The following is a 13,095-nucleotide window of genomic DNA, read 5'->3' on the forward strand; positions in this document are numbered from 1 at the left end:
CGGGCATCGCGCTGCCCGGCGAGCCCGGCGAGCAGCCCGGCCTTGCCACCGGGCCCCGCGCACGCGTCCAGCCAGCGGGCGTCGGCTCCGTCGAGGACGACACGGCTCAGTGCCAGGGTGACCAGCTGGCTGGCTTCGTCCTGCACAGCGGCGCGGCGCTGCTTCACCTCGCGCAGAGACGCGGGATCCCCCTCGGGAAGGTAGGCGGCATAAGGCGAGTAACGGGCCGCTGTGGCGCCGCCGTTGATCAGGTCGGCGAGGCTGGCCCGCCCGGGCTTGGCCACGAGGGTCACCCGCGGCCGCTCGTTGTGCGCCGCGAGCAGCCGTTCGGTCTCGGCCAGACCGCCGCCCGGCTCTTCGCCGAGGGCGTCCGCCAGCGCCTCGACGATCCAGCGCGGGTGGCTGTGCACCACAGCGAGGTGGCCCACAACATCGTCCTCCCGCGCCGGAGCGACGATGGCCAGCCACTCCTCCAGGCCGCGGGCGCTGACCCTGCGCAGGACGGCGTTGGCGAACCGGGAGCGGTGCTGGCCGATGGTCCGGCGCGCGATGTCGATCGTGGCACTCACCGCCGCGTGCGGCGGGACCTTCGTGTTCAGCAGCTGGTGCGCCCCGAGGCGCAGGATCGGCAGCACCTCGGCGTCGACCGACCTCAGAGACCGGTCGACGCACGCGTCCAGGATCGCGTCGTAGCTGCCTGGTGGCGCAGTGTCCCGTAGGTGAGTTCGGTGGCCAGGGCGGCGTCGCGGCCGGTGACGTGGCGCTCCCGCAGCATCGACGGGAGCAGCAGGTTGGCGTAGGCGTCCCGCTCCTGCACCGCCTTCAGCACGTCGTAGGCCACGCGGCGCGCGGTACCGGACGCGCCTCCGCGGCGCCGCTTGCCGTCGTCGCCGTTCTCTGCGCGGCGCGCCGGACGATACCCGGAGCGGGAATGGTCTGTCACTTCTGGATCCGCCTCACACCTGGGAGAGCGCCGGGAGGAACTGCGCGGGCCCGCCCCGCTCTCATACGCGCCGGGGTTCGTCGGGGCCGCTCCCATCGAGGGTACGGCAGCCTCCGAGGTCGCTGGGTCCTGTGGCGGCTCAGCCGCCGAGACGTTCGTCATCGCCGGGCCGCACCCCGCGCGCCCACTCCACCGCGTCCATTCGGCGCTTGCCCTGGGCCTGCACCTCCCCGAGCTCGACCGGACGGGTGGCGGTTCCCACGAGAACCCGCTGCTTGTCGGCCGCGATCCGCCCCGGGGCCAGCCGCGGGCCGTCCGGCACCACAACAACGGGCCCCAGCTTGATCCGGGCGCCCCGGAAGGTCGACCACGCGCCCGGGACGGGGGTGCAGGCCCGGATGAGGCGGTCCACGCGCATCGCCGGCGACCCGAAATCGATCTCGGCGTCGGCCGGAGTCAGCTTCGAGGCGTAGGAGGTTCCGTCGCCCTGCTGCGGGCGCGCCACCAGCTCACCGGACTCGATACCGTCCATTGTCCTGACCAGCAGGTCCGCACCGGCATGGGACAGCCGGGTGAGCAGCTCCCCACTGGTGTCGCGTTCCCCGATCGGCTCGGTGACCGTGCCGTAGACCGGGCCGGAGTCCAGGTCCTCCTCGATCTCGAAGGTGGTCGCTCCGGTGACGTCGTCGCCGTGCAGCACCGCGTGCTGCACGGGCGCCGCGCCCCGCCAGGCCGGCAGCAGCGAGAAATGCAGGTTGACCCAGCCGTGCGCCGGGATGTCCAGAGCCTCGCGCCGCAGCAGCGCACCGTAGGCGACGACCGGGCAGCAGTCCGGCCCGATCGCGCGCAGCCGGCGCAGGAAGTCCGGGTCGCTCGCCTTCTCCGGTTTCAGGATCTCCAGCCCCGCCTCGGCGGCGGCCTCGGCCACCGGGCTCTGCCGGACCTTGCGGCCCCGCCCCGCCACGGCATCGGGTCGGGTGAGGACCGCCGCGACCTCGTGGCGGGAATCCAGCAGTGCCCGCAGAGAGGGGACCGCGGTCTCGGGTGTTCCGGCGAAGACCAGCAACATGGACGACCATTCCTTACTTACCGTGGTGTCTTGGATCCCGTTTTACCAGGGGCTCCTCCCCGGCTCGTCCGTCCTTTCGGGAGTGGTCCGGCTCGCGTGCGGCGTCGTCGCCCTCTGGTAGACCTGGACCCGATGACTCCGCAGCCTGACTCCGACGAAGGGGCGCTCTTCCACGTGCCCCGTACCGCGGCGGCCGCGCCGAAGGCGCCGGAGAAGCGGAAACCCGCAGCGGAGCTGCCCGTGGCGCGGGTCGTTGTGGACACTCCCCTCCCCCACCTCGACCGGACGTTCGACTACCGGGTGCCCGAGACCCTGGCCGCCTCGGCGGTCCCCGGCTGCCGGGTGATGGTGCGGTTCAGCGGCCAGCTTCTCGGCGGCTTTCTCCTGGAGCGGGCCGCCGACTCCGATTTCCCGGGACGGCTGGCCTACCTGGAGCAGGTCGTCTCCCCCGAACCCGTCCTCACACCGGAGATCCGGGATCTCGCCCGCGCCGTCGCCGACCGCTACGCCGGGACGCTCAGCGATGTACTCCGGCTGGCCGTCCCGCCCCGGCACGCCCGCGTGGAGAACGCGCCCGCCGACCCTTCGGAGCCGGAGCCCGCCGCGGAGTCCGCGCACCGCACCGGATCTCCCGAACAGGACCCGGGACCCTGGGTCGACTACCCGGCCGGCCCGTCCTTCCTCTCGGCGCTGCGCGCGGGTCAGGCTCCCCGGGCCGTCTGGACGGCGCTGCCCGGGCCGGACCGGGCCGACGCGATCGCCGCGGCCGCGGACGCCGCTCTCGCCGGAGGCCGGGGAGCGGTGATCGTGGTCCCCGACGGCCGCGACGTCGACGCGGTGGACGCCGCGCTGGGCCGCCGGCTGGGCACGGGCCGGCATGTGGCGCTCACCGCGGAGCTCGGCCCGGCCGAGCGCTACCGCAGGTGGCTCTCGGTACTGCGCGGTGGGGTGAGCGCGGTCGTGGGCACACGCGCCGCGATGTTCGCCCCGGTGCGCGACCTCGGCCTGGTGGTGCTGTGGGACGACGGTTACGACGTCCACTGCGACCCGCACGCGCCCTATCCGCACGCGCGCACGGTGCTGGCCATGCGCGCGCACCGGGCCGGGGCCGCGGCACTCATCGGCGGCTTCGCCCGTACCACCGAGGCGACCCAGCTCGTCGAATCGGGGTGGGCCCGTCCTCTCGCCGCCGATCGCGCCACATTGCGCCGCCGGGCCCCTCGGGTACGCGCGGCCGGGGACGACTCCGAACTCGCACGCGACGAGGCGGCCCGTGCCGCACGGTTGCCCAGCCTCGCCCTGCGCGTCGCCCGGGAGGCCGCGGCGTCGGGCCCGGTACTGATCCAGGTGCCGCGGCGCGGCTACCTCACCTCGATGTCCTGCTCGCGGTGCCGCAGCACCGCCCGTTGCGACTCCTGCCGGGGGCCGCTGGCGATACGCAGCGCCCACGCCATGCCGTACTGCAGGTGGTGCGGCCGGATCGCCGGGGACTGGCACTGCCCCTCCTGCGGCGATGCCCGGCTGCGGGCCAATGTGGTGGGCGCTCGCAGGACCGCCGAAGAGCTCGGCCGGGCCTTTCCCTCGCTGGCCGTTCGCACCTCCGGCCGCGATGGGGTCCTCACCGAGGTCGGCAGCCGCCCCGCGCTCGTGGTGGCCACGCCCGGCGCCGAGCCGGCGGCCGCGGGCGGTTACGCCGCCGCCCTCCTGCTGGACGGGTGGGCCCTGCTGGGCCGCGCCGACCTGAGAGCAGGCGAGGAGGCACTGCGGCGCTGGTACAACGCGGCCTCGCTGGTGCGTCCCGCGGCCGATGGTGGGCAGGTGGTGGTGCTGGCCGACGCGTCGCTGCCGACCACTCAGGCGCTCGTCCGCTGGGATCCGGCGGGCTTCGCGGAGCGGGAACTGGCCGAGCGCCGGGAACTGGGGTTCCCGCCGGCGGTGACCATGGCGTCGGTCACCGGTGAGTCCGCGCACGTCCGCGAACTGGTGGAGCAGATCGACCTGCCGGAGAGCGCCGAACTCCTCGGCCCCGTCCCGGTCACCTCGAACGGGACCCCGGACAGCAGCGCGGAGCGGACCGAGCGTGCCCTGCTCCGGGTCCCGCGCACCGCCACCTCGGCACTGACCCGCGCGCTCAAGGTCGCGGCCTCAGCACGCAGCGCCCGCAAGGACGACCACCTCGCCCAGGTCCGGGTCGACCCGTTGCACGTGGTGTAGCCCGGGTCGACCTCCCGAGCGAGTACAAGGCCTGCTCCGGCCCCGGCGGGTCGGCGGCGCTCGGTCGCGCGACCTCGCCGTGCCGGAGCAGGCCCCTCTCTGTCCACAGGTCAGAAAATCTGAGACCCTATCGTACGTCGGTCATTTCGGCATAGACGATGATGTTGTCGCTGTAGTGCTCACTGTCTTCGTCGAATGTGCCACCGCAGGTGACCAGCCGCAGCTCCGGCTGGTCACCGGTTGGCGCATAGACCTCCTGTGTGGGGAAATTGTCCTTGGGGTGCTGCTCCACCGAGTAGATGTTGAAGACGGCGGTCGTGCCGTCCTCGCGGTCGACCATGACCTCGTCCCCGGATTCCAGCTTGCCGAGGTCGTAGAAGATTCCCGGCTGCCCGTCCAGGTCGACGTGGGCACCCATGACCGCCGGTCCGAACTGGCCCGGGGTGGGACCGTCCTCGTACCACCCGATGGTCGTGTTGTCCTCGGGGACCTCGATCTCGCCGCTGTCCTGGAGACCGAGCGGAATCGTCTCGTTTCCCTCGACGTCGATGGCGGGGATGGTCAGGCCCGTCGGCTCGGAGCGCTCCAGGGAGGACCCGTCACCGGATTCGCCGCCCTGCTCCGTTGAGGAGTCGCCGCCGGAGCCGGCCTCCGCGCCCGCCTCGGGCGGGGAGTCCGACGTCTTCAGCTGGCCGTCTGAGCCTACGAACAGGCTGAGCCCGAGGACAGCGGCGCCGAGGACGGTGAGTCCCCCGATGATCGCGGCGAGTATGGGACCGCGGCCGCCGGAGCGTTTCGATGCGTTACTCATCGGCTCTACTGCCCTCAGACGTTGGAACGCTGCCGGCGGATCGCGAACGCCCCGACGGCCGCCGCCGCTGCCAGGACACCGCCCGCTGCGACCAGCGCGCCGCTGGCGGCTTCGTCGGCGACGCCGCCCTCGCCGGTCTCCATACCGCCCTGTGGTGCCGCCACCAGCTCGCCGCAGGCCGCCGGAGCGGTCGCCTCAAGCGGGAGCTCGGGGTCCAGCTCGCTCTTGGCATCACCGCTGTACTTGCCATCGCCGTTGGGGTCGATGCCGTGCACGACGACGGATGCCTTGCCGTTAGCGAGATCCTGGACGACCTGGTCGGAGACGTCGAGCGTCCGCTCGTAGGTGTAGGACCCCTCTCCGCCGGTCGGCATGCGGTCCACGGCCAGGGCGCTGTCCGCAGCGGAGTCGCCATCCTTGGTCAGCGCCACCTGAACGTCCCCGTAGGAGGGCTTTCCTTCGGGGACGGAGATGATGCCGTCGCCGTTCTTGTCGGCGTCCGGCGTGGGACACGCTCCCTGGCCACCGATGTGGATGTGCTGCGCGTGCGGCTCGGTGGGGACCACGTTGTTCACGTTGACGGTGACGGCGGCTTGGTTGTCTTCGATGTTCAGCCACACCTGGCCGCTGGCCCCCGACTCGTTGATCTGACCGAGGTTGCCTGGTAGGTCACTTTTTCCGCGGCCGTGTTAGCGGCACTCGCGGGAGCGACCATCATCAGGCTCAGCGGCAGCGCCAGCGCGAACGGGGCCAGCTTCCTCGTATCCATAAGATGCTCCTTTTGCCGTAATACACAGGCGTCTCATCAACCTCAGGCAACTCGATTGCCTGAGGGGTACACGGAGTTGTGAGCTGACCGGTTTGCACATCGCCGACGATTTTTTAACTTGCGTGCTCCATCCGAGGTCATCGGGCGGAGATCGCCGGATCCCTGTCGGCGCGGCGCCGCTTCGGCGGTCGGACCGCCGTCGTCGTCACTGCCGCAGAGACCGCCCACCAGGGGAATCACCGGATCAGAAGTTTCCTCAGCGGCATTTCCGCAGCACAACAAGGATTAGCCGCCGAGCGCGAAGGGAACATGGGACGTTTTCCATCGGCGACCGTCCAGAACTTCGGGGCCGCGGTACTTCGCGGGGGGAAATGCCGACCGCGCCCGGAAACCCCGTTGCCTCAGGTCAAAACGGCGGCTTCCCCGAACTCGGTTTCGGTGCACGCCGTTGTCCGCGGCCTATTCGCGCCGCGCCCGTTTCCGCGGTACCGCCCCGCCGAGGAGGAACCCGCCCCGCTTCCGTCCCACTGCGTTCGCAACGGCCGGAGGCACAGCGAACCTGCGGGCCCCGGAACGGCTCCCTCTGGTGCCGGCCCGGGGCGCGGCCGGGCTCAGATTCCGTGGCCGAAGACGACGCCGTGGTCGGTGAAGACGTCGGGGTCGCCCTTCTCGAAGGCCGTACCCGCGGCGACCGCCGCGGTCGTGTCCGGCACGTGGGTCAACGCGGGGATGGACAGGTCGTAGTCGTCATCGGCCATCTCGTGCCGCTCTTCCGCACCGTCGGCGGCGCGGTGCACGAGGACGGGGTTCCATGCGCCCTCGGCGATCCACAGGCCGTTGGCCCCGTCGTCGACCACGGCGTCGTAGCCGGCGTCCCGTTCTTCGACGGTGAGGTCCCACTCCGCGCCGTCCCAGTGGGCGAGCAGCGGCCGGTAGTGGTTTCGCTCCTCCTCGTCCTTGTAGTGCAGGCGGCCCACGGCCCACACGTCGTCGGCGGCCCGGGCGAGGACGTCGGTGAATCCCGCGCTCGACTCACCGGGCGGCAGCTCCACCTCGGGGACGTTCAGAGGACGCCATTCCCCGCCGTCCCACAGGTCGGCGGCGGGCTGCCCGGCGACGGATCCGACCGCGACGAGCGTGTCGGAGTCGGCGCCGGAAAGCGCATGGCGCACTCGGGGAGCCGGGGCGGTGCCCCAGGAGTCCCCGTCGAAACGCATGGCCCGCTCGGCCGCGTCCGCCGATTCCGACAGCAGCCACACGTCGTCCGGCGCGAGCGCCTCGATGCCGGTGGGGAACAGCGTCCGGCCGAATTCGACGGAGCTCCACTCCTCGCCGTCGTAGTGGAGGATCCCGGCGCCGCCCTCCGGCGAGTCGCCGGCCGCCCAGACGTCGCGGGGACCGGAGGCGTCGGCCACCACCGGGCGCAGGGTCCAGTCGCCGGGGGTGCTCTCCTGGCTCCAGCCCGCCCCGTCCCAGTGGTGCACCCAGGTCGTTCCGTCGTTCTGGGCGCTGGTATCGCCGAACGCCCAGATGTTCATCGAGTCGCCGGCCGCGACGGCGCCGAAGGAGCCGCCGAGGTTCGGACCGCCGTGCATGGTGCTCCACGCCCCGCTCGCCTGCGCCGGGCCGGCGGACGCCGCGACCGCTCCCGCCAGCACCGCGGAGGCCAGTCCCGCCCATCCCCGGTTACCAGGACCTTTGACCATGGGCTCGTCCCTCTCTTCCCTGTAGTCGGGGGGTGACTCACCCGTGGGACGCCGGACGTTCTCCGGAAGTTGGCGAGGAATTAGGAGGAAAATTACTCAGCCGGCCGAACGGAAGAAGGTTCCCTCCGCACACGGCCGTTTCAGAGCGCGTCGGGCTGGTGTGCCGGGTGGGCCCGGTAGAGGTCGCGGAGCAGGCACACCTCGGCGCCGTGGTGGATGATCTCGCGATTGACGTGCAGCGCCAGCATCGCGAACGGGAACTCCGCCCACTCGGGCGGCTCCGCCTCGCCCACGGGGGCGGCCAGTCCGTCGGCGTCCAGCGTCCGGGCCCCGGCGCACCACAGGCCGTAGGCGCGCAGCATCCGCTCCAGGGCCTCATCGGCACTGGTCGGCCACACGGCGTCGGTGATGGTCATGGTGCGGTCGCCGAAATGGTGGTCGACCCGCATCTCCAGGACCCCCACGACGATGTGCGCGAGTCTCCAGGCGACCGTCGTCACGGGCGACGGCGAGGGCTCGGGTCACTCCCAGTCGGCCACGAAGGTGCCGTCAGGGTGCGGACGGACCGACCAGCACCCCTCCACCGGCTCCCAGAAGTACTCGTCGTCGGTGAGCCCGCGCATCCGGGGCCACAGCGATGTGTCCCAATGGAACTCCAGTTGGGCCAGGATCTCCGCGGTCCAGTTCAGCGCCATGGGTCCTCGCTCCTCACCCTTTTCGCCCTACCCCGGCCAGGACCCCGCTCCCCTCGGCGGCCACGTCCTCGTCCGGGTATGGCCACCAGGCCGCGTCGGCGAGACCGGGGGCGAGCAGCGTGAAGGGGGTGAACATGGGGGCAGGGGACACATCGTGCCGCGGGCCGGCGGGAGGCTGCGCGATCGCGATGTGGCCGCCGGGGGCCATCTCCGCGTGCAGCGCGCTGACCACCTCGTGCACACCGACGCCGTCGCGCCGCAGCGGGGACGTCTCCACCAGCAGAACCGCGACGGGCTCGCCGAAATCGACGAGCCCGCACTGCTTCAGCCGCCCGACGAGGCAGGACGGCCGCATGCTCTCCACGGCCAGGACGGGGACGGCGTTGTCGCTCCTCCCGGCTTTCCCGCGCAGGGGCGGCGTGGCCGCGGTGCGCCAGGGATCGACGTAGACGACGCGGGCACCGGGCTCGTGGACGCGCGCGGTGTCCAGGATGCCGTGGCCGACGGGCAACCGTGAGGCCAGGTCGACGAACTGCCGGATGCCGGTCTCGGCTGCGAGGTAGTCGACCGCGCGGCGCACGAACCCCTGTGTGGCCCGGACGGCCGGGGACGGAGCCGGCTCCGGCGGGGGTCCGGCCCGGGTGCGGGCGAGATGCTCGTCGATCCGGGCGACGCTGGACCGTGGAACGTCGACCGCTGAGACCTCGGCGTCGATGGGCGTTGCCCGCCACTCGTCCGTCACGATCGCGCTCCCCGAGCCGCTGGCCGGTGCGAGGCGCGGGAACCCCGGAGACCAGGACGTATCCGCTGTCCCCGTGATCTTCCGCACTCCTCTCGTTAGCGCCCGATGTTACCGTCACCGCGCGCAAGCGAAGATTTCCGCCATTGCTGCATACAGAATACATCGAAGTGGGGCCGGCCGCGCATACCGTGCGGTTTGACACTGCGACGCGCCCATCGGCGATACTGAGGACGACTGCCCTCCCGCTGCGGGCGCCCGGCCCTTCCCCGGCCGCCCCATCAGGCGCGAGACTCCAGTACATCGGAGTTTTCCGCTGCCCGAACGGAGGGACGCACACCGTGCACGGACACGACCGGATCCGGCACCTTCTCGGCAATCCCGACATCGTTCTCGTCTCGGGTTACGCCCGGCTGCCCGACGCCGTGGCGAGCCATTCGCAGTACGAGCGGCTCGGGGTGGTCCTCGCCGTGGACATGTCGGACGGCAGGATCGTCGCCGCCGACACGACGCTGCTCACCGAGCTCGGCAGGGATTTCTTCCGCGCCCTGGTCGAGGGCTCCTCCCTGGTCGACGACCTCACCGAGATCGTGCAGCGCGTCCAGACACGCTACGCCGGCCACTCCGGTGGTGCGCTCACCACCGCACTGCGCCGCTGCGTGGAGACCTACTACCAGCTCCGCGAGGCCCGCGACACACAGGAGGCGTAGTGGATCCGACGACCCCGAATCCCGACCAGCCGCAGCCCGACCCCGGCCGACCGCTCGCCGGAGTGACCGTGGCCGACCTGTCGCGGGTCCTCGCGGGCCCCTACGCGACGATGTTGCTCGCCGACATGGGGGCCGACGTCGTCAAGGTCGAGCACCCCGAGCACGGCGACGACACGCGCTCTTGGGGGCCGCCGTGGCAGGACGGCCAGTCCGCCTACTTCCTGTCCATCAACCGCGGTAAGCGCAGCCTGGCCGTCGACGTCAAGGCGCCCGAGGGGCGCGCCGCCGTCCAGGAGCTGTGCGCCGGGGCCGACGTCGTGATCCAGAACTTCCGCCCCGGCGTGATCGAGCGGCTCGGGCTGGACTACGAGGCGGTCGCGGCGCGCAACCCGGCGGTGGTCTACTGCTCCATCACCGGCTTCGGCCCGGACCACCAGCCCGCGGGCCGCCCCGGTTTCGACGTCATCGTGCAGGCGGAGAGCGGCCTCATGCAGGCCACGGGGCCGCCCGACGGACCGCCGAGCAAGGTGGGGGTCGCCATCAGCGACGTGCTCACCGGTCTGAACGCCGCGGTGTCGATCCTGGGGGCGCTGATGCGCGCGCGGGCCACCGGGATAGGCGAGCACGTGGCCGTCTCGCTGGTCAACTCCGCGCTGTCCAGCCTGGCCACCCTGAGCCAGCAGGCGCTGATCACCGGGGAGGAACCGGCGCGCTACGGCAACGCCCACTCCTCGATCGTGCCCTACCAGGCGTTCCCCACCGCCGACGCCGACATCGTGATCGCCGGCGGCAACGACTCGCTGTACCGGAAGCTCTGCGAGGTGCTGGACCGCCCCGACCTCGCCGCCGACCCGCGCTTCTCCAGCAACCCGGACCGTGTCGGCCACCGAGAGGAGCTCGTCGCCGAGCTCTCCGCGACACTGCGGACCCGCCCGGCCGCGGAGTGGCTGAAGCTGCTGATGGCGGCCGGCGTCCCGGTCGGCCAGGTGCGGGGAGTGCTGGACGCCATCCGCTCCGCGAACGCCGCCGGCGACGACGCCACCATGACGGTCCGGCACCCGACCGCCGGCCCGCTCGAGCTCCTCCGCCCCGGTTTCCGGCTGGACCCGGCCGGCACGGAGGGCGGCGCTGCCCCGCACACCCCGCTGCCGCCCCCGCTGCTCGGGCAGCATTCGGTCCGCGTCCTCGCCGAGCTGGGCGTCCCCGGGGACCGGATCACGGACATGGTGGAGCGCGGTGTCGTGCACCAGAACGACACCGAATGACCAGGAACGACGAGGACGAGTAGGAGACTCCCCAATGAGTGACCCGCGAAAGGCCGCGGCCCCCGATCCGGACGACTTCCTGGACGTGGACGGCTCGCTGTCCGCGGAGGAACGCGACATCCGCGACACCGTCCGCGGTTTCGCGGCACGGGAACTGCTGCCCGACGTCGCCGACTGGTTCGATGCGGGCACCATCCCCGAGCCCCGCGCGCTGGCCAAGTCCTTCGGCGACCTCGGCGTGTTCGGTATGCACCTCGACGGGTACGGATGCGCGGGCGCGAGCGCCGTCGCCTACGGGCTGGCCTGCCGCGAACTGGAGGCGGTGGACTCCGGGCTGCGCAGCTTCGTGTCGGTGCAGGGCTCACTGGCGATGACCGCGATCCACAAGTTCGGCTCCGAGGAGCAGAAGAACGCCTGGCTGCCCCGGATGGCCGCGGGCGAGCTGATCGGCTGCTTCGGGCTGACCGAACCCGACTCCGGTAGCGACCCCGGCTCCATGCGCACGCGCGCCCGCCGCGACGGTTCCGACTGGGTGCTCGACGGGACCAAGATGTGGATCACCAACGGGTCCATCGCCGACGTCGCCGTCGTCTGGGCGACGACCGAGGAGGGCATCCGCGGCTTCGTGGTGCCGACGGACGCTCCCGGGTTCTCCGCCAACACGGTCCACGGGAAGCTCTCGCTGCGGGCGTCGGTGACGTCGGAGCTCGTGCTGGACGGGGTGCGGTTACCGGCCGACGCCCTGCTTCCGGGGTCGAGCGGGCTCGGCTCGCCGCTGTCCTGCCTCAACGAGGCCCGCTACGGGATCGTGTGGGGCGCGGTCGGCGCGGCCCGCGCCTGCTACCGGGCCGCGCTGGACTACGCCGCCACGCGGGAGCAGTTCGGCCGGCCCATCGCCGGTTTCCAGCTCACTCAACGTAAGCTCGCCGATATGGTCGTCGACGTCAACCAAGCCGCGCTCACCGCCCTGCAGCTCGGCCGGCTCAAGGACGCGGGCCGCTGCCACCACACCCAGGTGAGTTTCGGCAAGTTCGCCTGCGTCGCCGCCGCCCAGCGGGTGGCGCGCGAGGCGCGCTCGATACACGGCGCCAACGGCATCACGCTCGAGTACCCGGTCCTGCGGCACATGCTGAACCTCGAGACCGTCGCCACGTACGAGGGCACCGAGGAGATTCACGCGCTGAGCCTTGGCCATGCGGTGACCGGTATCTCGGCGTTCCGGTGACCTCGGCGGTCGCGGGAGCCCCGGCGCACCCAGCAGAATAGGGTGAACAGACCGTAGGGAGAGATGTCGATGGGGAACGACACGCAGCGCTTCCGGATGACGAAGCTCCGCCGCACCGCGAACGCGGTGATCGGAGGGTTCATCAAGTACGGGCTCGGGCCGTCCGACATGCGGCTCCTCACCACGCGCGGTAACAGGTCGGGGTTCCTGCGCACCACCCCGGTGAGCATCGTGGAGAACGAGCGGGGCAGGTTCCTCGTCGCCCCCTACGGCGAGGTCGGCTGGGTGCACAACATCCGCAAGGACGGCTTCGCGACCCTGCGGCACGGCGGCTGGATCGAGATGATCAGCGTGCATGAGGCCACCCCGGAACAGGCCGCGCCCGTCCTGCGGGACTACCTGCAGCACCCGCGCGCCGCTGTCGTGGGCCCCTACTTCGAGACGCCGTTGGACGCGCCCCCCGAGCGCTTCGCCGGCGAAGCCCACAGGCACCCGGTCTTCGAGATCGTCCGCAGCACCACGATCCGCCTCTGAGCAGGAAAAACCACCGGCGATCTTGAGGTTTGGGTTCCTTCCCGGCGCCGGGAAGAACCCAAACCTCAAGATCGCCGGAATTCCCCTTATACGTGACGCCCGTGCGCGTTTGGTCGGCAGGAGGCCGCGGCGTCGGCTCGACGGTCGCGATCGCTCCCTCGCGTCAGTCCGAGTGGAAGTCGAACTCACCGGAGCGCACACCGGCGGTGAACGCCTCCCACTCCTGGCGGGTGTAGACGATCACCGCACCGCCAGGATGGTGACTGTGCCGCACCGCCACCCGGCCGGAACCGTCGTTGAGGGGGCCCGCTTCGACGCAGCTGCCGCCGCCATTTGTGCTGAACGTGCTGATGTGCCACGCGACGCCTGACAGCTCCCGTGGAGTCACCTGTTGGGACGTCGATTCGGTGGTCAC

11 protein-coding genes and 2 pseudogenes are annotated in these 13,095 nt (G+C 71.7%); 5 read left to right on the top strand and 8 right to left on the bottom strand.

Going from position 1 to position 13,095, the window contains the following annotated elements; all coding sequences use genetic code 11:
- Together VS93_RS17185 and fmt are read right to left on the bottom strand one after the other, a co-directional pair.
- Positions 1–943, bottom strand: a pseudogene (locus VS93_RS17185) (transcription antitermination factor NusB); the annotation flags it as partial.
- 139 nt (positions 944–1,082) lie between these two features.
- Positions 1,083–2,012, bottom strand: a complete 930-nt coding sequence (fmt, locus tag VS93_RS17190; RefSeq protein ID WP_046470935.1) for a methionyl-tRNA formyltransferase — start codon at positions 2,010–2,012, stop codon at positions 1,083–1,085.
- Positions 2,013–2,144: 132 nt separating this feature from the next.
- Here fmt and VS93_RS17195 point away from each other — a divergent pair, with 132 nt between their 5' ends.
- Positions 2,145–4,226 (top strand): primosomal protein N', encoded by a 2,082-nt coding sequence (locus tag VS93_RS17195; RefSeq protein ID WP_046470936.1) that lies wholly within the window; start codon positions 2,145–2,147, stop codon positions 4,224–4,226.
- A 127-nt stretch (positions 4,227–4,353) separates the two neighbouring features.
- On the opposite strand, the gene VS93_RS17200 is transcribed toward VS93_RS17195, so the two are convergent.
- From VS93_RS17200 to VS93_RS17220, 5 genes and pseudogenes are all read right to left on the bottom strand, one after another.
- A complete protein-coding gene (locus VS93_RS17200; RefSeq protein ID WP_052745820.1) occupies positions 4,354–5,037 on the bottom strand; it encodes a class F sortase in 684 nt (227 codons plus the stop codon).
- 14 nt (positions 5,038–5,051) lie between these two features.
- On the bottom strand, positions 5,052–5,684 hold the full coding sequence (locus tag VS93_RS17205; RefSeq protein WP_269082867.1) for a CHRD domain-containing protein: 633 nt from the start codon (positions 5,682–5,684) through the stop codon (positions 5,052–5,054).
- A 733-nt stretch (positions 5,685–6,417) separates the two neighbouring features.
- Positions 6,418–7,512, bottom strand: a complete 1,095-nt coding sequence (locus tag VS93_RS17210) for a hypothetical protein (RefSeq protein WP_046470937.1) — start codon at positions 7,510–7,512, stop codon at positions 6,418–6,420.
- Positions 7,513–7,652: 140 nt separating this feature from the next.
- Positions 7,653–8,207 (bottom strand): annotated as a pseudogene (locus tag VS93_RS17215) (DinB family protein).
- Between the two features lie 13 nt (positions 8,208–8,220).
- The gene (locus VS93_RS17220) at positions 8,221–8,949 is read right to left on the bottom strand and encodes an SAM-dependent methyltransferase (protein WP_046470938.1); all 729 of its coding nucleotides are present in this window, start codon (positions 8,947–8,949) and stop codon (positions 8,221–8,223) included.
- 338 nt (positions 8,950–9,287) lie between these two features.
- Between VS93_RS17220 and VS93_RS17225 the strand changes: the two genes are divergently transcribed.
- The 4 genes from VS93_RS17225 to VS93_RS17240 all read left to right on the top strand — a co-directional run bounded on the left by VS93_RS17225 (position 9,288) and on the right by VS93_RS17240 (position 12,680).
- A complete protein-coding gene (locus VS93_RS17225) occupies positions 9,288–9,656 on the top strand; it encodes a DUF3870 domain-containing protein (RefSeq protein WP_046470939.1) in 369 nt (122 codons plus the stop codon).
- Complete coding sequence (locus VS93_RS17230) at positions 9,656–10,921, top strand: CaiB/BaiF CoA transferase family protein (protein WP_046470940.1); 1,266 nt, start codon at positions 9,656–9,658, stop codon at positions 10,919–10,921. Before VS93_RS17225 ends, VS93_RS17230 begins: the two co-directional genes overlap by 1 nt.
- 34 nt (positions 10,922–10,955) lie before the next feature.
- Complete coding sequence (locus VS93_RS17235; protein WP_046470941.1) at positions 10,956–12,146, top strand: acyl-CoA dehydrogenase family protein; 1,191 nt, start codon at positions 10,956–10,958, stop codon at positions 12,144–12,146.
- Positions 12,147–12,215: 69 nt separating this feature from the next.
- The gene (locus VS93_RS17240) at positions 12,216–12,680 is read left to right on the top strand and encodes a nitroreductase/quinone reductase family protein (RefSeq protein ID WP_046470966.1); all 465 of its coding nucleotides are present in this window, start codon (positions 12,216–12,218) and stop codon (positions 12,678–12,680) included.
- 163 nt (positions 12,681–12,843) lie between these two features.
- Here the strand turns inward: VS93_RS17240 and VS93_RS17245 are convergent, their stop codons facing one another.
- The gene (locus VS93_RS17245) at positions 12,844–13,095 is read right to left on the bottom strand and encodes a DUF397 domain-containing protein (protein ID WP_082126965.1); all 252 of its coding nucleotides are present in this window, start codon (positions 13,093–13,095) and stop codon (positions 12,844–12,846) included.

Source organism: Allosalinactinospora lopnorensis (genome assembly GCF_000981225.1).
GTDB lineage: Bacteria > Actinomycetota > Actinomycetes > Streptosporangiales > Streptosporangiaceae > Allosalinactinospora > Allosalinactinospora lopnorensis.